The sequence below is a fragment of the Brachybacterium phenoliresistens genome (assembly GCF_039530785.1).
Lineage (GTDB): Bacteria > Actinomycetota > Actinomycetes > Actinomycetales > Dermabacteraceae > Brachybacterium > Brachybacterium phenoliresistens.
Genome location: NZ_BAAAOW010000002.1, coordinates 170,059 through 189,733, shown reverse-complemented (window position 1 = coordinate 189,733; position 19,675 = coordinate 170,059). Strand labels below are relative to the sequence as shown.

Sequence of the window (19,675 nt, the reverse complement as noted above, 5' to 3'; positions counted from 1 at the left end):
GTGGGGCTCATGGCGTCCGCAGTCGAGCTCGCCACCGCGTACGTGACCATCGCTGCCAGCGGCGACGACCTCGCCCCCACCTTCGGCCGCAGCTTCCGAGCTGTCGAGAAGGTCGCCGGCGACTCCGGCAAGCGGATGGGCAAGGCCCTCACCGGGCAGCTCGCGAAGGCCACCGGGGCCGATGTCGACAAGGCCCGCGCGGCCTATGAGCAGGCATCGAAGAAGGTCACCGCCACCGCCGAGTCCCAGGCGGCGAAGGTCGAGGCTGCGCGCCGCAAGGAGGAGATCGCCCAGGCGAAGGTCACCGAGGCGCTCTCGAAGTACCCCGCGGAGTCGTCCCAGGTCCTCGCCGCCCAGGATCGCCTCGCCCTCGCCTCCCAGAAGGTCGAAGCGGCGCAGCGCGCGCAGCAGTCGGCGATGGACCGCGCGAACCGCGAGCTCGACGAGACGTCGCGGTCGCTCCGCGAGACCGAGAAGGCCGCGGAGAAGGCGGCCACCCCCTTCGAGCGCCTCGGTGATCGCCTGCATTCGGCGTTCCGCGGCGACTTCAAGGGCGCCTTCAAGCCCGTCGAGCGCGAGGGCGAGAACGCGGCCGAGGAGATCGAGAAGGACTTCCGGCGTTCCGGAGACGACTCCGCGAAGGGCTTCAGCTCGACCTTCAAGAGCGGGCTCGCCGGCTTCGCCGGCGGCATCGTGGCCACGATCGGCTTCGACAAGCTGAAGCAGGTCGGCGGCGCGATCTGGGAGATCGGCGAGTCCTTCGACCACATGTACGACACCATCCGTGTCGGAACCGGCGCCACCGGGGAAGCCCTCGCCGGGCTCGAGGACTCGGCACAGGCTGTCGCCTCCAACGTCCCGGCCGACTTCGACCGGGTCGGATCCACGGTCGCCGACCTCAACACGCGCCTCGGCCTGTCGGGCGACACCCTCGAAACAGTCGCATCGCAGTACCTGTACGCGAGCGACATCCTGGGCGAAGAGCTCGATATCCAGGAGACCTCCGCAGCGTTCTCCGCGTTCAAGCTCGAAGGCGACCAGGTCGCCGGCGCCATGGACACCCTCTTCCAGGTGTCGCAGGCCACCGGGGTCAGCATGAACGACCTCGCCGGCTCGATCCAGAAGAACGCCCCTGCCCTGCAGAACCTCGGCTTCGGATTCGAGGAGACCGCCGCGATGGTCGGCGTGCTCGACAAGGCCGGCCTCGACGCCGACCAGGTCATGAACTCGATGTCCCGGTCGCTGGTGAACCTCGCGAAGGACGGCGAGGAGCCTGCAGAGGCCTTCGACAGGGTCACCGGCGAGATCCAGCGGATGGTCGACACCGGCGACATCGCAGGCGCGACCGACCTCGCCTCGAAGGTCTTCGGCACACGCGGCGCACCCCAGTTCGTCGGCGCCCTGCAGTCCGGGAAGCTGAACCTCGACCAGCTCCGCGAGTCCGTCGGCGCGACCGGCGACACCCTCATCGGCCTCGGCGAGGAGACCGCCGACTTCCCCCAGAAGTGGCAGCTGTTCAAGAACAAGGCGCTCATCGCCCTGGAGCCCATCGGCGACGCCCTGTTCTCCCTCGGCGGCGAGGCGATGGGCGCGCTCGCCGACTGGGTCGAGACGATCGACTTCACCCCCCTCGCCGAGGGCATCGATGCGGTGGTCGAGGGTGGCAAGGCCATCTGGGACATCCTCGTCAACGGCGACTTCGACGGCGGCCTGTTCGGGCTCGAAGAGGACTCCGGCGTCGTCGACACGCTGTTCAAGCTGCGCGACGCAGCGATCTGGCTGTGGGAGAAGGCGCTCGAGCCCCTCGGGCAGTGGATCGCTGACCACGGCAAGGACATCGCCGCCTTCTTAGCCGGGTTCGGCGGCACCGTCGTCATCGCCGGGCTCATCGCCCTCGGCGGCGCGATCGGTGGCCTCATCGCCTCCATCTCCTGGATCCCCCTGGCCATCGGGGCCGCCGTCGGCGCACTCACCTGGTTCTTCACCCAGACCGAGGTCGGGAAGAAGATCTTCGCGTCCGTCGTCGACTGGATCGTCGGCACCGCATGGCCCGCGATCAAGACCTTCGCCGGCTGGGTCGCGACCGCCGCCGTCTGGCTGTGGCAGAACGTCCTCGTCCCGGCGTGGAACGGCATCCGCACCGCGATCGCCGCGACCGTCGACTGGATCGTGGGCACAGCCTGGCCCGTCATCAAGGCCGTCTGGGACGGGATCGCGACCGCCGCCGTGTGGCTGTGGCAGAACGTCCTCGTCCCGGCGTGGAACGGCATCCGCACCGCGATCGCCGCAACCGTCGAGTGGGTCACCGGCACCATGTGGCCCGCTCTGCAGGCGACCTGGAACGCGATCGCCGGCACCGCGACGTGGCTCTGGCAGAGCATCATCCAGCCGGTCTGGACCGGCATCAAGACCGCCATCGCGATCGCCGTGGCCGTCGTGATGACGTACATCGACCTGCTCACGTGGTACTTCGAGCACGTCATCGCCCCCGTGGCCATGTGGCTCTGGAACAACATCCTCGCCCCCGCGTGGGCCGGCATCCAGGCGGCCATCGGCGCCGTCGTGGACTGGTTCCAGACCACGGCGTGGCCGGCCCTGAAGGCGGCCTGGGACGCCGTCGCGGCAGCCGCCACCTGGCTCTGGCAGAACGTCCTGCAGCCTGCCTGGGCCGGCATCCAGGCGGCCATCAGCGCCGTCGTGGCCTGGTTCCAGACCGTCGCCTGGCCAATCATCCAGACCGTCATCGGGTACATCCGCACCGGATTCGACCTGCTGAAGACCGGCCTGCAGGTGATCTGGGGCTTCATCCGGGACAACGTCATCGCCCCCGTCGTGGACTGGCTGATGGGCACCGCCTGGCCGATCGTCCAGACCGTCCTCGGGTACATCAGCACCGGCTTCGGCGTGATGCGCGATGCCCTGCGGACCGTCTGGGACGAGATCCGAGACCGCATCATCCAGCCCGTCGTGACCTGGTTCGAGAGCACGATCCAGCCGGCCATCACCACGGTGACCGACAAGATCGAGCAGTCCTTCACCACCATGAAGGATGGGATCGCGAAGGCCTGGGATGCGGTGAAGACCGCCGCCCGCACGCCGGTCGACTTCGTCATCAACAAGGTCTACAACGAGGGCCTGAAGAAGAACTTCAACGACGTCGCGGCGAAGATGGGGCTGCCGGAGTCGGCTCGACTCCCCGACATGTCCCTCCCCGCCGGGTTCGACCGCGGCGGCATCCTCCCGGGCCAGTCCTCGTGGCGCGACGGCGACGACCAGGTCGTCACCATGCGCCGCGGCGAGGGCGTCTACGTCTCCGAGGCGCTGCGCGACCCCATCGAGCGGGCACGGCTGTTCGCCGCGAACCGCTGGGCGATGGCCGGCCGCAGCATGTCCGAGTTCCGCGAGCGGTTCCCTGCCTTCGACAAGGGCGGGATCCTGGACTGGGTCAAGGACACCAGCGGCGACACCATCGACTGGATCCGCGACAAGGGCGGCTTCATCGCCGACGCGATCGCAGACCCGAAGGGCGCGATCACCCGCCTGGTGGACACGCTCACCGGATCGATCCCCGGTGCCGGCATGGTCCGGGACCTCGCGGTCGCCGTGCCGAAGAAGGTCGCCGGCGCGCTCGCCGACAAGCTCCTGGGCTTCACCACCGGCCCCGAGGGCGATGTTCCCGCCGGCGGTAGCGGCGGGTCCCTGTCGAAGACCCTCACGCTGGCCCAGTCCATGGGCCTGTCGCTGACCTCGTCCGGCCGCCGCGGCGCCCGCACGGCCCAGAACGGCCTCGTGAGCCTCCACGCCCTCGGGCGGGCCCACGACTACGCCGGGTCGAGCGGAGCCATGATGGCGTTCTTCAACGCCGTCGACCGGCTCTACAGCCCGACCGAGCTGCTGTACACCCCGGCCTACGGCCGGAACATCCACAGGAGCGGCCGGCGCTACGCCAACACCGGCAAGACGGCGACCAACCACTGGGATCACGTGCACGTCGGCTTCGACCAGGGCGGGATCTTCGACACCGGTGGGGTGCTCGACAGCGGGGCCTTCGCGCTGAACCTCTCGGGGCAACCGGAGGTCGTGCTGAACCCGGACGAGTCTCGCGCCTACATGGCCGGGCGGGCTTCTACAGGCCCTGGCGCGGCGCCCGCGGTCGTCGGGCTGTCGGACGAGGACCGCGCGCTGCTGCGGGCCATCGCTGAGGCGGTGGACCTGAAGGTCGACAACCGGAGCGTCGTCCGGTCGGTCACCCGTGCCTTCGACTCGGAGCGGATGCCGCTGATCACGGCGACAGGGGGTAGCCACCGATGAGCCTGGACCTCTGGCCACACCTCGGATCTCTCGGACGGATGATCCAGGTGCCGGGCACAGCCAGCGAGACGGCCTCGGCCGAGGAGCGCTACGTCTTCCAGACCACCGTCGAGGGAAGGCGCCGAGCTCAGGTGCTGCCAGCATCGCCCCGCTCATGGGAGGTGTCCCTGCCGTTCGCCACGGGTCCAAGGCTCGCCGCGCTCGACGCCTTCGCTCGCGGTGCGTGGGGCCCTGGCCCGTGGAACTGGGTCACCGTCCAAGCGCAGACGGGCAACCTGCTCACGCCGCGGGAGGCGTTGCTCCTGGATCGGTTCGCGGCTTCGAGCCTCTCCGACGCCGGCCCCACCCGGGTCTCGGATGGAAGCTGGGCGCCGCGGTCCCTCGACGTGGATCTGGCGTCGGGCTGGGTGTGGGTCACTCCCCGGGGCATCCCGGTCGTCTCTGACCGCTCCGTGACCTGGGCCGCAGATGTCGAAGGCTCGAGCCCGCAGATCCAGATGTCCTTCTACGACGCCGCGGGAACCCAGCTCGCTGCGCATGTCAGCTCTGCCGGCGGCGCCGGGATGACCCGTGTCGCGATCTCCGCCGCCCCGCCGCCGGGAGCTGTCTCGGTGCGTGTCGGCGCGAGGAGCTCGGTGAGCCGCCTTGCGCGGCCGCAGGTCACCTGGACCAGCGCTCCGGTGGCGTGGGCGCCCGGTCATGGATGCCCGTCGGCGGTCCTGGTCGGGCTCTCGACCTCGCTCACCGTCGTCCGCCGATCCGGCCCCCTCGGATCGGCCAGCTTCACGGTGATGGAGGTGGCCTGATGCTCCCTGGATCTCTCGCTCCTGGCATCCCCCAGTGGAAGGTCTCCGTCACCGTGGCGGGGGTGGAGCGAGCGGTGCAGTCGGTGTCGTGGGACACCGACATCGCTGGCGATCTGCCCGCTCAGGTCACTGGCGGTGGCGGGATCTCCGGCAGTACGGGGTCCATCGTCTGGGCCGCGCAGCAGCCGGTCGAGGACCGGCCGGTCTCGCCATGGGCGAAGGTCGGGCAGTGGCCGCCGTCGTCCGGTGATCCGGTGCAGGTGCGGGTGTCTGACGGCACCACCACCTGGACCCGCTGGACCGGCGTCATCGACAGCACGAGCGGGGACGCGGCTGGCGGGTACCGGTCCAAGATCATCGACCACCGCGATCGGATCGCCGGCACGTTCACGCACGAGGCGCTGCTCCGGCACATGACGCCGCGGCTGGCCGGCGGGCCGTACCGGTCGATCAGCCTGTCGCACTGGGTGCCGCTGGTCGGGGCGCTCCGCTCGGCCGGGATCTGCAACGTCCCGCCGGCGGAGGGCCCGGGTGCTCTGTCGGTCCCGCTGCAGGGCACGGTCTGGCCAGAGGGCGGGTCCGTGGACACGGCGCAGGGCATGACGGTGGGCACGCACGCGACCTTCTACCCCGCACCGTGGGGGTACGCGGCGGCGCGCCTGCGGGCGTCGTACATCCCGCGGCTCGCCGAGCCGTCCACGACGCCGGTGCAGATCACGATGGTCATCGGTGAGCCGCCGTCGCAGACGGACGCGCGCGCCTCGATCCGCGCCTACTACGGGGGCGGGAACTACGTCGAGCTGCGGCTGAATCCGAACCAGAACGTCGTCGCGAGCACGAACGCGAACTCCACGGTCGCGGTGCTGTCCGCGGGTGCTCGCGCTGGCGCGGAGATCGTCACACTCCTCGTGAAGGGCTCCACGTGGAGGATCCGTGCATCGAACGGGGTCGAGGCCACGGGCACACAGGAGGTCCCAGCAGGGACCATGTCGCGCGTCGACGTGTCCGTAGACGAGGCCCGGATCGCTGGGGTGCAGGTCTCCCACCCCAACACCACGGCCCGCGAGTTCGCGTCGCTCGGCTTCGTACCGGCCATGAAGTTCACGCCCTCGCCGATGGTGTCGACGATGGACATGTCCCCCGCGTTCCGGCAGCGGTCCGTCCGGGATCTGGTCGACGAGATCCTCACCTCGACGCTGACGGCGTCCTGGTGGGACGAGACGGGCACGCTGGTGCTCACCCCCTCGGACGTCCTGCGCTCCGGTGCGCCGGTGCAGACCGTGACCACGCTCGACGACATCACCTCCCTCGAGTGGGAGGACTCGCTGCTCTCGGCGCGGTCCAGCGTCGTCGTCGCCTGGAAGTCCCCGGTGATCTCCCGATCGCAGTGGGCCGCGCAGGAGCTGTGGCGAGGCGCCGCGACTCGGCTGCTGAACGGCGACCAGCTCGAGACGTTCGTGACCCCCGAGGGGGACGAGTGCTGGTTCGGGGTGGACCGGACGGTGCGGAAGCTCGACGACACGAACTGGGGTGCCTACAACGCCCGTCTCGGCACCTATGCGGGCATCTGGTACAGCGACGCGTCCGGCGAGGAGATCCCGACCACGAGCTCGTCGGTGACGGTGACGTCCAGCAACAAGTATGCCGACTCGCTGATCATCACCCACCAGGTCAACGGCATGCCATCGGGCGCGGAAGGCAACACCGCGACCTCCCCGAACAGCGCCGCGATCAAGCCGTACCTCCGGTCCGATCCTCTGCCGGTCGTGCGCGGCTTCGGCCGCGGCGAGTGGATCGACGAGAAGCACACCGTGACCGGTGGCCTGGCGGCAGCGCCGATCCTCGAGCACGACCTCGGCTACTGGGGCGGGGCGTTCTTCGACGGCGGCTCCGTCGCGCAGCGCCTCGCCGACTTCCTCGCCGGCCAGGTCCTCGCACCGACGCCGACGATCACGGACATGGGCCTGGTGTACGACCCGCGCCGGCAGATCGGCGACGTGATCACAGTCCGGTCGGAGCGGCTCGGCATCGAGCTGCGCGCCGTCATCGCCTCCCTGTCCGAGACCCACCAGAAGGGCGCGGCCCAGAAGGTCGCGGTGCGCGTGATCTCCGCGACGACCATCCGCCCCGTCACCTACGAGGATCTCGCCGCGGCGTGGGCACCGTCGAACTACGCCGGCCTGGCAGCTGCCTGGTCGGCTCTCACCTACAGCGACTTCGTCGCTGACCCCCTGGAAGGATCCCCATGACGGGCAGCACGATCAACTACGGATTCCCCTTCCCTGAGGGCACGAACTCCGTCCTCACCCATGAGGACATCGAGAAGCTGGCCGTCGCGGTGGATGCGAAGCTGCTTGCTCTCCTGCTCGGCGTGATCCGATTCAACCTCCCCTCGCTGTCGCCCACCTCGGACCTCGACACGCTCGAGAACAACTTCTACTCGGTGTGGAACGGCGACACGGCGCAGGCGCTGGGCCTGCCGAACGCCACTCTCGGCGTGCTCGGCAGCTTCCAGTTCGGTACGGGCGCGGGAACCCAGCTGTGGATCCCCCGCGTCTCCGGTGACGCACAGCTCTGGATTCGTAACGAACTGAGCACAGCCTGGACGAACTGGACCCGGATCGGTGGAGGCGCGGGGCAGACTGAGCGCATGCTCAGAACCGCCTCGGGGGGCGGGTTCAAGTCTGCGCCGCTAGCGCTGACGCTGGGGTATGGGGGAGCACAGACCACCGGGTCGGGGACCACGGTCGTCGTGCAGCACATGCCAGCGACGGCCGAGCGCGTGCAGCTGCACCTGCGGAACTGGAACCCCCGCTATGCCATGGCCGACAGCCCGGCCGTCCAGATCACCGCGACCGCGATCGGCCTGCACAACGGGGCCGGCGGCTCCGCCGCCTGGACGCCGCTCCCCGCCGAGGGCCCCACCGAGTACGCTTCCGGGTGGGTCGCGGTGCCCGAGGCATGGCGGGGCCAGGACGTCGCTGTCCGCTACTCGTGGTCGTCGACAGGCACCATCCAGCGGTGCATCGGCACCGGCTGGACGAACGGCGCGAAGGACAACACCCCTCCAATGTTCGGCTGGCTCGAGGTCGAGGTCCCCGCCTCCACCCCGGTCGTCGCCGCGTTCGGTGACTCGCTGTCGTCCGGGGTGTCCTCGTCCCGCCCGGTCGTCGACTCCTGGATCGACCAGTGGGCCCGGGAGAACGGCGCGGTGCCGGCGCACTGGTCGCACTCCGGCGACAAGGCCGTGAACTGGCCCGCGAGTGCCCAGCAGAAGTGGGGCTTGTACGGATGGGATATCGCGGCGCCCGACGCGCTCGTCTACTGCATGGGCTCCAACGACCTCTCCGAGGCCGGCATCACGTTCGCGGACATGCAGACCCGGATCGCCGACACGGTCAGCCAGATCAAGCGGCAGATCACTTCGAGCGTGTTCGCTGCGACTATCCTCCCGCGCACCAACCAGCCCGCGGGATCGACGTTCGAGACCGTCCGCCGGCAGGTGAACACCTGGCTCCCCGAGAGCGGGCTCGTCCGGGACGTCTTCGCGTTCGCGGCCGCGGTCTCGTCCGACGACGAGAACCTCGACCCGGCGATCGACGCTGACGGCGTCCACCTCACCAGCGCCGGGTACAAGCGCCTCGCCGACGCGATCGCCCGGCCGATCGTCACGCCCGCCGTCACGTACCTCGGAGACGGCGTCTACGAGGTCGCCTGACCCGCCTTCCTCCAGCGAAAGGCCCCTGCTGCTGCGGCACAGGGGCCTTTCGCATGCCCAGACAGGAGCAGCATGACCCGGATCCACGCACTCACCCCGGACGGGCACCTCCCGAGCACCGCGGAGGCCCACGTCGAGGAGCTCACCGCGCACTCCCCCCGAGTGCTCGACACCGATGAGACCTGGCGCGCAGCGGAGGTTGACGACCAGGGGCGCATCTCACGCGCCGTCGACGCCGAGGGTCGCACCTGGCTGGTCCCGCACCCCGACACCCCCGGCATCGTCGCTCCCGAGATCGCGGGCCAGCTGCAGAACATCGAGACCGCCGACTGGGCGTGGGCTATCGCCGACGAGGGCGGCCGAGTCGCTCTCGGCATCCGCCCCGACGGCACGCTCTACGTCGGCGGCGGCACCGCGTACCCGTACGACGTGGTCCTCGTGATCGGCCAGTCCAACGCGAAGGGCCAAGGCCGGCCGATCATGACCCGCGATCCGTGGCCGGGTGTCGACCAGTTCCCCGCCCTGAACAAGGCCGAAGCCGGCCAGATCATCCCTGCGACTGAGCCTCTGCTGCACCAGGGGCCGGTCACGTCCACGAGCGGGACGGGGTTCCCGATCCCGTTCGCCCGCCGGTACCGGCAGGAGCATCCCGGCCGCCGTGTCCTCCTCGTCCCCTCCGCGTACGGCGCGACCGGCTTCTCCACGAGCGCCCCCGCACAGGGAGGCACGTGGGACTGGACCGCCCCCGACGACGGCACGAACCTCGCCGTGAACGCTGTCCGGCAGACGCAGGCGGCTCTGGCCGCGGCGGGGCCGGGCGCACGCCTGGTCGGGATCCTCTGGCACCAGGGCGAAGGTGACGGGGCGATCGCGGACATCTACGCGTCCAAGCTCGACGGCCTGATCGCGTGGCTGCGCACCGAGCTCGACGCCCCCGAAGTGCCGTTCGTGGTCGGACAGATGTCCCCGGACCGGCAGGGGGGGGGCCACGCACGTCACCATCGATGCCGCCCACCAGCAGACCCCCGCCCGCGTCGAGCGGACGGCGTTCGCGCCGTCGCCGCGGGGCCTGCACAACCCCGGCGATCAGACCCACCTCTCCACGCGGGCGTGGGACTACATCGGCCCGGCGTTCTTCGACGCGCTGCGCCGCGCATCGTTCAACGTTGCCGGCACCGCCCCGATCGGCCCGGAGAACGTGCGCATGCGCCACGAGGGAGACACGGTGACCGTGACCTGGGATCCCGCATGGTGCCGCGTCACCGGCTACCGGATCGAGCACAGCACGGACGGCACCACATGGTCCACCGCAGGCGTGACCCACAGCCCTGCGCTCGCGACCAGCGCCACCATCACCGCGTCCACGCCAGTCCGCGTCCGCGTCACCACGATCAACGAGGCCGGGGAATCCACCCCGGTCACCGCCTGAGGAGGCCCCCTTGACTCTGGTCACCGTCATCCCCGGCAGCTTCACCGCCTCCGGGCTGCCGTCCCTCGGCGTGAAAGGCTTCGCCGACACCTTCACCCGCCCCGATGCCGCCAGCCTCGGCGACACCGAGGGCATGCCCCGCCGCTCCTGGTCCGTGTGGACGCAGTCCGGGACGTTCGCCCACGGCGTCACCAACGGCGAGGGGTACGCGTACCGCTCCGACACCGCCGGCCACACCCTCGCCACCGTCGACGCCGAGGCCGCCGACGGCACGCTCGAGCTGACGATGGGCACCCGCGGCGCGAGCGCCCAGCACGGCGCGGTGTTCCGCGCCACCGACATCGGCAACTACTACCGGCTCGTCGACGCGCAGGGCGCCGAGTACCGGCTGCAGCGGTTCATCGGCGGCGCAGTCACGCTCCTCGGCGCAGCGGCAGGCGTCACGCCCGCCGCGGGCGACGTGCTCCGGATCGTCCTCGACGGCCCCAGCATCGCCGTCCACATCAACGGGGTCCAGCGGATCACCGCCTCGGACACCCACAACCAGGTGGCGACCCGGCACGGCTTCTACAACAACGCCCAGGGCTCCACGATCCGCGACATCAGCTTCACCGTCTGACCCCACCCCGAGAGGGCCCCGGCGCTCGCCGGGGCCTTCGTCATGCCCGCGCGCCCGCGGGAGATCGGAGCATCACCATGGCGAGCAGCAACGGCCGCCTGAAGGCCGCGGATCTGACCGCTCTCCCGACGTCCTGGTCGAACCAGGGCCGGGATGAGTTCCTTCGCGAGGACGCTGCGGCGTCCCTGTCCCGGGCGATGGCCCGCGCCGTCGCCGACACCGGCGTGAACTTCCAGATCTGGGACGCCTACCGCAGCCTCGCCGAGCAGGAGGCGATGCTGCGCCGGAACTACACCCGGACCACCGGCACTCGGAAGGTCCACTCTTCGGACCGGATCTACCAGGGCCGCCGCTGGGTGAAGAAGGCCGGGGCGCCGAACACGGCCACCCCCGGCCTGTCGAACCATGGCACCGGCACGGCGATCGACCTGCACCCCGGCCCGATCCAGGCGTGGATGCAGAGCCGCGGCCGCGAGTACGGCTGGTCGTGGGAGGAGGGTCGCCGCAACGGCGAGCCCTGGCACTTCACCTACTTCCCGTCCGCGGACCAGCATCGCGACGAGGGCGCTCTCGATCACGCCTGGGTGCAGCGCATCGTGGGCGCCGAAGTCGACGACAAGATCGGGACCGGCACCGTCGCGAAGGTCCGGGCCTGGCAGGCCGAGCATGGCCTCGAGGCCGACGGCAAGGTCGGCCCGGCGACGAAGGCGGCGATGCTCGGCGCCGATGCCGCGGTCGAGGTCCCGGAGGCGCTGCCGCGCGCGGTCGTCCTGAACGACGACTACGACCTCGAGCGGCACCAGACCCGGAACCTGCGCCCGGGCCGGGTCGATGTCCGTCGGGGCCTGACCGGCGAGCTGGACACGATCGTGATCCACTGCTGGGGCGCCGATGGGCAGCGCTTCGAGAACGTCGTCGAGTGGCTGGTGGCCGACGGCAACGGCAACGAGTCCAGCTCCGCGCACGAGGTGATCGCCGGCAGCCAGGTCGCGGTCCTCGCGGACATGGAGGACGGGACCTGGTCGACGGGCGACGCCCAGGCGAACCTGGACACCTACAGCTACGAGCTCCGCCCCGAGGCCGACGAGCTCACGATCCGCACCGCGGCCGCCCGCATCAAGGAGCGCCGAGCGCTCGCCGGCAAGGACCTCCCGCTGGCCCCGCACGACGCCTTCACCGCCACCTCCTGCCCGGGCCGGTACAAGGAGCTGCTGGACGTCCTGGACCGCCTCGCGCGCGGCGAGGCCGTGGTCCTGCCCGACACCACGGCGATCGCCCCGACCGAGCCGATGAAGCCGTGGGAGTCCTCCCCGCGGGTGCAGACGATGTCCCGGGACGAGGTCCGCGAGATCCAGCAGCTGCTCCTCTCGGCCGGGCAGGATCTCGGCCGATGGGGTGTGGACGGCGGGTACGGCGCCGCGACCTACGCGGCCGTGCGCGCCTTCCAGCAGCAGGCCGGCCTCACCGTCGACGGCATCGCCGGCCCCGACACCCTCGCCGCGCTGCGCGGCCACACCGAGCTCGAGGTCGACGGCCGGTACGGCGAGGCGACGCACTCCGAGGTGCAGCGGCGCCTGGGCCGGCCCGTAGACGGTCGCCTCGGCGCCGGCGACCTCGCCGCGCTGTGCGACTTCCTCGGCCTGCCGGCGTACAGCGAGATCTCCGACCAGCCGCGCCGCGCAGAGGAGGTCGGCAACGCGATCGTCCCCGGGATCTGGGATCACGACCCCGGCCACCAGGGCCCGCGCAGCGTGATCGTGCGCGCGCTCGAGGCGTACCTCGGCGCGACCGTCGACCGCGGCGGATGGGGTGACCAGCTGTCGACCCGCTTCCAGGTCATGCTCAACGAGCATCCGCTGCTGTTCACGGACGCCGACAAGGGCGTGGCCGCGGCGCGCATCGCGAAGGCGGGCATCTGATGCTGTCCTCCCCGTACCCCGTCCCCAGGTCCCGGCTGTGGCAGGCCTTCATGCTCGTCGGCGGGGTCGCCGCCGCCGGGGCTGGGGTGTGGGTCCTCACCGACCCTCCGAAGTCGTACCAGGGCCTCGGCCTCGCCCTGACTCTCGCGTGGGGGATCTTCCTGGTGCTCGGCGCGAGCCTCGCCGTCGCCGGCCACGCCCTTCGCCAGTACCGCCTCGAGCTGCCCGGCTTGTACTTCCTCGGCGGCGGCGTCGGCCTGTACTGCTACCTCTCCTGGGAGCAGGTCGTCACCGGCTCCCCCGGGTCCGGGCCCCGTGCCCTGCTGCTGGTGAGCCTCGGCTGCTACATCGCCGCCCGTCTCGTCGCCCTCCACATCATCGACCGACGCATCAGGCGGATCGACGACCTGGCGCGGAGGTGACGGATGGAGCCCATGACCATCGTCGGCACGATCATCGGCGCGCTGTTCGGCACGAGCGGCCTGGTGGCGGGGTTCAAGGTCTGGACGGAGTGGCAGTCCACGCGAGAGCTTCGGCGGACGGAGACCGCGGCACAGGCCGCGGCCCGCGATGACGCCCGCGAGGAGTCCGCCTTCATCCGGATGGAGCGCGCCATGGAGCGGATGGACAGAGAGCTCACCCGCACCGCGGCCGAGCGGGAGCAGGACCGGGCCCGCGCCGCGGCCGAGCGGGAGCAGGACCGGGCTCGCATCGCCGACCTCGAGACCGCACACCAGGAGCTCGCCGAGGAGAACCGGACCTTCCGCACCGTCATCGCCGGCGTGGTGAACCGGCTCCGCCGCAAGCCCCCCGACAGCCCCGAGGCGATCCTCGCCTACATCCTCGAACACCTGCCGTTCCTCGGAAAGGACCCATCATGACCGAAGCCATCGCCCTTCTCGCCGACCTGACCCCCATCGGCGCGATCCTCACCATCGCCGCCGTGCTCTCCGTCGGCCTCACGCAGGCCGCAAAGCAGCAGCGCTGGACCAAGCAGCGCACGCAGCTCGTCGCCCTGGCCATCTCGGCCGTCCTCGGCGCGCTCGCCGCCCTCGTGCTCGGCCTGATCGCCGGCGTCCCGGAGAGCGTGATCGAGGCGGTGTCGGCCGTGCTCCTGTCGATCGCCGCCGTCCTCGTGCTCGCCCGCGTGCTGTACGGAGCCCTGGGCTACGCGATCCCCGACGGCACGACGCCCGAGCCGTCGGTCTCTGAACTCGCCCGGGCCCAGTACCGGATCGCGAAGGACGCGACGGAGGCCCGCTAGACGGCGCTGATCGCCCGGGCCGAGGCCGGCGCGGTCCGCCAGCTCGTGCAGCCCACGACCTCGGACGACGACCAGCCCTGAGCCGGCACAGCGAAGCGCCCCACCTCCTGCGGGAGGTGGGGCGCTTTCGTGCGTCCGGGCTGAGTGTGGCATGGGGCCCCGACGATCAGGACCCTCCCTTCGCGATCTTCGCCGCCGCGGCGTCCGTCACGCCGAGCAGCCGGGCCACGCGCGCGTTGGTGCCGCCCTCGTCCAGGACGCGGGCCCGCGCGGCCCGTCGCTGGCCGACGACCCGCTGCCGCTCCTGCTCGAGGCGCTGAAGGCGAGCATTCACGGCCACCAGTTCCCGCTCGGCGTCCGTGCGGGGCAGCGCACCCGTGACAGGCGCGATGGCGTCGCTGTAGGTGATGTGCCGGACGGGCCCGCCGGCGTGCCGCGCGAGCGTGCCGAGGTTCATGTCGAGCACGGTGCTGGCGAGGCCGACGGCATCGGCCTGCTCGATGTATGTCGCGGCGACGGGGGCGCCGTGGTGTCGGGTGTGGGCGATGATCCGCCCATCCTCCGCGACGACCACTCCGCGGCGCTTGCCGTCCGGGTCGGACGGGTCGATGGCGAGGGCCCACTCGATGGTGGGGCCGGTGACGACGGGGTCGGTGCTGTCGAGCGCGGCCTCGATGCGGGCGGTGACCTTCTCGGTGCGGTTCACGGGATGCTCCTGGGGTTGGGCGGGGCGAGGGGCCCGGCCCGGGGTGGTCAGAGGTGGGCGAGGTGGGCGTCGGCAATCTCGCGGATCTTGGCGGCGATCTGGGTGATGTGGTCGGCGAGCAGCTTCGCCTCCGCGGAGTCGACGTGGGCGTAGGCGATCGTGCTGAGCAGCTCGGCGTACGTGGCGAGGCGCGCGAGACGCTCATAGGCGGCTCGGCCGCGGAGGTAGTTCGCGTCGATCGCAGCGCCGTAGGCGGCGCGGACGCGGTCGTGGGTGGCGTGGAGGACGTGGGGTTCCATGATGGGGGTCCTGTCGTGGGTGGGGGTCAGAAGGACTTGAGGGCGTCGATGACCTCGCTCGCCTCGGCCTTGCTCAGGTCGGTCGGGTCGGCGAAGATGCGGGCGACGAGGGCCTTGTAGCCCTCGAAGTAGGCGCGACGCTGTGCCTCGCGGGCGGTCTGGCGGGCGGCACGCACCGCGGCGCGGTCAGCCATGTCGACGCCCTCGAACGCGGCGTCCATGATGCTCTCGTCCCCGCGGTGCCAGTCGAACGCGGCGGTGTCGAGGTCGATGGGGAGGGTCCGGGGGTCACCGGCGAATCGGGGGCCAACGTGCGCGGCGGCGAACGCCTCGAAGCTGTCGGTGGGGAGGACGCGGTGGGCCTTCTCGTCCTGCAGGGTGCGGATGAAGCTGATCTGGGCGGTGGTGGCGGTCATGGCTGCTGTCCCCCTGGGGTGGTCGGCTCGATGAGTCGACTCTATACCCCCGTTAAGGCGCGATGCAACCCCCGTATAGAACGTGCTGGGACCGAGACTGATTCGTGACCTAAGCCCAGGGGTTCGCATCCCGCCACGCCGCCCGCCACAGGGGGTCGCGGCGGCGCGTGCTTGTGAGGGGCACTCCACGCAGGTCGACGTGCTCGAGGATCCATCCCCGGACGTGGCCGTCCAGCTCGTCCCAGCGGCCGTCCCAGGCCATCGAGCAGATGATCAGCTCGTGCTCCCCGGCCGCCACCCGAATCCGGCCCGGCGGCAGCGTCGCGTCCAGCTCGGAGTGCGTCGTCTCCACCAGCGGCGCGCGGCGGAGCGTGAGCCGGTAGCCGATGACGACTCCATGCACGACGTGCTGCGCCGTCGTGTGCGCGCGGTACTCGCCGAGGCCGAGGCCGGTGAAGCTCATGCCGGCTCCCAGTCGCCGGGGTCCTGGGATTCCTCTCCGGCAGCCTCGGCCGCGGCGTCGAGCTCGTCCATCTCCCTCGGCTCCGGCGTCGCGCAGCCGGTGAGGTCGTGCGAGGCGAGGAAGCGGTCGAGCTCGTCGTGCTGGGCATCCAGCTCGGCGAGGTTGCGGGCCTGGTCGTCGCTGACGATGACCCGCCGCACGCCGCGGCGGTCGTGGTGGATCCTGTTCATGTCCGGCAGTGTGCACCGTCGAACGGACGTTCGAAAAGGGGGTGGGGCTGATCAGGCTGCGAGGACGAGGATGGCTCTCCGTTGGTGGGTCTTCACGTTCGTGAAGTTGTAGTAGAACGCCAGCGGGATGCAGATGAGCACGGAGGCGATGAAGAACACCAGGTAGGAGCGGCTCCTCAGGAGGGCCAGGGCGTCCAGCCCGAGGACGTCGCGCACGGTGGGGCGCTCCCCGCGCCCGTGGGGCGGGGTGTCCGGCAGGGTGAAGGCGTACACGCCGAGCGCCGCCGAGCCGAGCGCGGCCATGACGAAGGTCAGCTCGAGCCGCTCCCCGCCCTCCCAGCCGAGCCAGCCGATCAGCAGCCCCGCCACGATCCAGCCGACGGTCCCGAACAGCCGCACCCCGGGGAACTGCTTCTCGGGGCTCTCCATGCGCCGGAAGGAGATGGAGTTGACCAGCGCGAGGGTGGGCATGAAGGCGATCATCGCCAGCAGCGCGCAGACGAAGAACGCCCCGAAGGAGTCCTGGCGGCCCGCGAGGAAGAGCATCACGGCGCTGACGACGTGCAGCACGCCGAGGATCCTCTGGGCGGAGAAGAAGCGGTCCGCGATGAGGCCGACGATGAAGGGGGCGAGGATCGCGCCGAGGCTCTGGGTGAGGAAGGCCAGGGCGATCTGGCTGCCGGTCGCCTCGAGCTCCACGGCGAGGTAGGTGCCGAGGGTGACGAACCAGGCACCCCAGACGAAGAACTCGAGGAACAGCATCGTGGACAGGCGCAGTCTCATCGTCATGTCGAGCATGAGGGCATCCTAGGCCGCGAGGTGACGTGCCTCACGTGCGGCGCGCGGTCCCGGCGATGGGAGAGAATGGGGCCGCGCCGCGCGACCCGCGGCGCGCCGCACGAGGAGGAACATGGCACGCACCTACGCGACCGTCGGCCCGATGATGTCCTACGCGTACGACCGCGTCGTGGATGCCCGGATCCCCGGCACGCGGACGGAGCGCGGCCCCCTGTTCATGGCGCTGCTGCGCCACATGGTCGAGTTCGTGGCGATGTCCCCCACCAGCCGCCGCGCCTTCCTGGGCAGCATCGCCCGCACCGGCGAGGCCAGCGGCAGCATCCTCGCCGAGCCGGACCTGGACCCCTCGGCCCCGGACCTCGTCGCCCGACTGCTGCCGCCGCGCGAGGGCGCCGACGACGGCGCGATCATCGCCGTGGTCCTGGACGGGGACGGCCGCGGCGCGGCGCGGCGCATCGAGCAGCTCCTGCCCCGGCTCGGCGACTCGCCGCGCAGCCGCCTGGTGCTCGTCTCCCGCTCCTCGGATCTTCCCCGGTACGCGGGACCGGGCGCCGAGCGGGTGGTCGAGTCCAGCTGGGAGCGGATCGCCCGGAAGCTGCCCAAGGCCGATCCGGACCACGCCGAGCTGTGGCGGACCATCGGCGAGATGGGGCGCACCGCCGGGCAGCCGGTGGTGCAGCTGCCGCTGAACCCGCGCAAGCTCCTGCGCAGCCCCGAGCTGGCCGCCGAGATGCAGGCGCACCTGGAGGTCTTCCACCACGCCTGCCGCGTGCTGCTGGGCGTCTCGCCCCGCTTCTCGACGCAGGCCTCCCTGCGCGAGCCCCGCCTGCAGGCCGGCGACTCCCGCGGCCGCATCGGGCTGCAGTTCGGCGAGGTCGAGGGCGGGGTGCCCACGCATCTCGTCCGCGCCGGCTCCGTGATCGCCCCGCTGCCGCTGGGCGCCCTCGACGGCGAGGACGAGCGGTCCGCGGCCGAGGAGCTGCTGGCCCGCATGGCCCGCCGGCCGTCCTGGCGCACGCAGACGCACCCGCCGGCGCCCGACCCGGAGATCATCGGCCGCACCGCCTCGGCGGAGCTGGACGGCGCGCGGCGCCTGCTGTGGTCGCTGCTGAACCCGGCGCTGCTGCGCGAGCTCGGCTTCGAACCGGCCCCCGCCCGCAGCCAGCCGGTGGTCACCGGGCGCTCCCTCGCGCTGCGGCTGGTGCTCATCACCGACCCCGACGGCCCCGTCTACCGGATCGGCGTGGGCGGCCGGAACCGCTGGCGGTCGCTGACGCCGCGCGTGACCCGCGAGGCCACGGAGGACCTCCCCCGCGAGTCCTACTCGATCGCCCCGCAGAAGAACCAGTCCACCTCCGAGTACGTCTGGGAGGTCCACAAGGCGCTGTTCTCCCTGACGATCGCCGCCCGCGGGCGGCGCGAGCGCGGGGCGCCGGCCGCCCTCGGCGGGACGCCGGAGATCGAGCGGACGCTGGCGACCCTGGCGGCCGGCTCCGCCGCGGCGCGCTGAGAGGAGCAGGACGATGAGCGATCAGGAGCCGAGGATGCACGGCGAGTACAAGGTCCGCGGCGGCAAGCTCGTGGCCGTCGACGTCGGGACCGGCGACGGCGCGATCGTCGCCGCCCACGTCTACGGGGATTTCTTCCTCGAGCCCGACGACGCCCTCGAGGACATCGCCGGAGCCCTGCAGGGCGCCCCGGCCGATGCCGGGGTGGACGAGCTCGCCGCCCGGATCGAGGAGCGCCTGGCCGCCCGGCCCGAGCCGGTACGGATGATCGGCTTCGACGCCCGCGCCGTCGCGATCGCCGCCCGCCGCGCCCTGGGCCGTGCCAGCAGCTGGGAGGACCTCGTCTTCGACGTGATCCCGGCGGTCACCATGGCGCCGGTGATGCACGTGGCCCTCGACGAGGTGCTGCCGCTCGAGGTCGCCGCCGGCCGCCGGCCGCCGCTGCTGCGGATCTGGGACTGGGACTCGCCCCTGGTGGTCATCGGCTCCTACCAGTCGCTGCGCAACGAGGTCGACCCGGAGGGCGCGGCCCGCCACGGGATCGGCGTGGTGCGGCGCATCACCGGCGGCGGGGCCATGTTCATGGAGCCCGGCAACTGCATCACCTACTCCCTGGTGGTCCCGACCGCGCTGGTGGAGGGCCTCAGCTTCGAGCAGGCCTACGCCTACCTCGACGACTGGGTGATGGGCGCCCTGGCGGAGATCGGCGTGAGGGCCCGCTACGTGCCGCTGAACGACATCGCCTCCGAGCAGGGCAAGATCGGCGGCGCCGCCCAGCGCCGGTTCGCCGGCGGCGTGCTGCTGCACCACGTGACCATGTCCTACGACATCGACGCGGAGAAGATGGGCGAGGTGCTGCGCACCGGCAAGGAGAAGCTCTCGGACAAGGGCACCCGCAGCGCCGTCAAGCGGGTCGACCCGATGCGCTCGCAGACGGGCCTGCCGCGGGACGCGATCATCGCCGGGTTCCTGGACCATTTCCGCTCCCGCTACGCCACCCGCGAGTCCGCGTACACGGCCGCCGAGCTCGAGAGGGCCGAGGAGCTCGTGCGCACGAAGTTCTCGACCCCGGAATGGACTGCCCGCGTGCCCTGAGCCGCCGGCCGCCCCGGGGCGCCGCCGGTCCGCGCGCCGGGTCGCGGAACAGGACGATCAGGACGCATCGGACCTCCCGGGCGGCCAGGTCGCA

18 protein-coding genes and 1 pseudogene are annotated in these 19,675 nt (G+C 71.4%); 13 read left to right on the top strand and 6 right to left on the bottom strand.

From position 1 onward, the window contains the following. The first annotated feature begins 9 nt into the window (after window positions 1-9). The 11 genes and pseudogenes from ABD234_RS05180 to ABD234_RS05135 all read left to right on the top strand — a co-directional run bounded on the left by ABD234_RS05180 (window position 10) and on the right by ABD234_RS05135 (window position 14,066). Entirely contained in the window at window positions 10-4,311 is a 4,302-nt protein-coding gene (locus tag ABD234_RS05180; RefSeq protein ID WP_344354439.1) for a phage tail tape measure protein, read from the top strand. Further along, entirely contained in the window at window positions 4,308-5,117 is an 810-nt protein-coding gene (locus ABD234_RS05175; protein WP_344354438.1) for a hypothetical protein, read from the top strand. Before ABD234_RS05180 ends, ABD234_RS05175 begins: the two co-directional genes overlap by 4 nt. Before the next feature lie 266 nt (window positions 5,118-5,383). After that, window positions 5,384-7,366 carry a hypothetical protein gene (locus ABD234_RS05170; RefSeq protein ID WP_344354437.1) on the top strand — a complete coding sequence of 661 codons (1,983 nt, stop codon included), beginning with the start codon at window positions 5,384-5,386 and terminating at the stop codon, window positions 7,364-7,366. Continuing rightward, entirely contained in the window at window positions 7,363-8,835 is a 1,473-nt protein-coding gene (locus ABD234_RS05165; RefSeq protein ID WP_344354436.1) for an SGNH/GDSL hydrolase family protein, read from the top strand. The genes ABD234_RS05170 and ABD234_RS05165 overlap by 4 nt, the downstream gene beginning before the upstream one ends. Before the next feature lie 72 nt (window positions 8,836-8,907). Then, window positions 8,908-9,792 (top strand): annotated as a pseudogene (locus ABD234_RS19175) (sialate O-acetylesterase); the annotation flags it as partial. Window positions 9,793-10,039: 247 nt separating this feature from the next. Next, the gene (locus ABD234_RS05160; protein WP_344354434.1) at window positions 10,040-10,264 is read left to right on the top strand and encodes a fibronectin type III domain-containing protein; all 225 of its coding nucleotides are present in this window, start codon (window positions 10,040-10,042) and stop codon (window positions 10,262-10,264) included. Window positions 10,265-10,274: 10 nt separating this feature from the next. Beyond that, the gene (locus tag ABD234_RS05155; RefSeq protein WP_344354432.1) at window positions 10,275-10,883 is read left to right on the top strand and encodes a hypothetical protein; all 609 of its coding nucleotides are present in this window, start codon (window positions 10,275-10,277) and stop codon (window positions 10,881-10,883) included. A gap of 77 nt (window positions 10,884-10,960) precedes the next feature. Then, window positions 10,961-12,802 (top strand): peptidoglycan-binding protein, encoded by a 1,842-nt coding sequence (locus ABD234_RS05150; RefSeq protein ID WP_344354430.1) that lies wholly within the window; start codon window positions 10,961-10,963, stop codon window positions 12,800-12,802. Continuing rightward, window positions 12,802-13,224 (top strand): hypothetical protein, encoded by a 423-nt coding sequence (locus tag ABD234_RS05145; RefSeq protein WP_344354429.1) that lies wholly within the window; start codon window positions 12,802-12,804, stop codon window positions 13,222-13,224. Before ABD234_RS05150 ends, ABD234_RS05145 begins: the two co-directional genes overlap by 1 nt. A gap of 12 nt (window positions 13,225-13,236) precedes the next feature. After that, on the top strand, window positions 13,237-13,683 hold the full coding sequence (locus tag ABD234_RS05140) for a hypothetical protein (RefSeq protein ID WP_344354428.1): 447 nt from the start codon (window positions 13,237-13,239) through the stop codon (window positions 13,681-13,683). Beyond that, the gene (locus ABD234_RS05135; RefSeq protein WP_344354426.1) at window positions 13,680-14,066 is read left to right on the top strand and encodes a hypothetical protein; all 387 of its coding nucleotides are present in this window, start codon (window positions 13,680-13,682) and stop codon (window positions 14,064-14,066) included. Before ABD234_RS05140 ends, ABD234_RS05135 begins: the two co-directional genes overlap by 4 nt. A 166-nt stretch (window positions 14,067-14,232) precedes the next feature. On the opposite strand, the gene ABD234_RS05130 is transcribed toward ABD234_RS05135, so the two are convergent. From ABD234_RS05130 to ABD234_RS05105, 6 genes are all read right to left on the bottom strand, one after another. Then, entirely contained in the window at window positions 14,233-14,772 is a 540-nt protein-coding gene (locus tag ABD234_RS05130) for a hypothetical protein (RefSeq protein WP_344354424.1), read from the bottom strand. 47 nt (window positions 14,773-14,819) lie between these two features. Then, on the bottom strand, window positions 14,820-15,071 hold the full coding sequence (locus tag ABD234_RS05125) for a hypothetical protein (protein ID WP_344354422.1): 252 nt from the start codon (window positions 15,069-15,071) through the stop codon (window positions 14,820-14,822). A gap of 26 nt (window positions 15,072-15,097) precedes the next feature. After that, the gene (locus ABD234_RS05120) at window positions 15,098-15,487 is read right to left on the bottom strand and encodes a hypothetical protein (RefSeq protein ID WP_344354421.1); all 390 of its coding nucleotides are present in this window, start codon (window positions 15,485-15,487) and stop codon (window positions 15,098-15,100) included. A 109-nt stretch (window positions 15,488-15,596) separates the two neighbouring features. Further along, window positions 15,597-15,950, bottom strand: coding sequence for a hypothetical protein (locus ABD234_RS05115; protein WP_344354420.1), 354 nt, complete (start codon window positions 15,948-15,950; stop codon window positions 15,597-15,599). Next, a complete protein-coding gene (locus ABD234_RS05110) occupies window positions 15,947-16,180 on the bottom strand; it encodes a hypothetical protein (protein WP_344354418.1) in 234 nt (77 codons plus the stop codon). Before ABD234_RS05110 ends, ABD234_RS05115 begins: the two co-directional genes overlap by 4 nt. Before the next feature lie 51 nt (window positions 16,181-16,231). Beyond that, window positions 16,232-16,978, bottom strand: a complete 747-nt coding sequence (locus tag ABD234_RS05105; RefSeq protein ID WP_344354417.1) for an MFS transporter — start codon at window positions 16,976-16,978, stop codon at window positions 16,232-16,234. 112 nt (window positions 16,979-17,090) lie between these two features. Between ABD234_RS05105 and ABD234_RS05100 the strand changes: the two genes are divergently transcribed. Together ABD234_RS05100 and lplAB are read left to right on the top strand one after the other, a co-directional pair. Further along, window positions 17,091-18,488 carry a hypothetical protein gene (locus tag ABD234_RS05100; RefSeq protein ID WP_051486822.1) on the top strand — a complete coding sequence of 466 codons (1,398 nt, stop codon included), beginning with the start codon at window positions 17,091-17,093 and terminating at the stop codon, window positions 18,486-18,488. Window positions 18,489-18,522: 34 nt separating this feature from the next. Next, window positions 18,523-19,581, top strand: coding sequence for a lipoate-protein ligase LplAB (gene lplAB, locus ABD234_RS05095; protein WP_038372586.1), 1,059 nt, complete (start codon window positions 18,523-18,525; stop codon window positions 19,579-19,581). The last annotated feature ends 94 nt before the right edge of the window (window positions 19,582-19,675 follow it).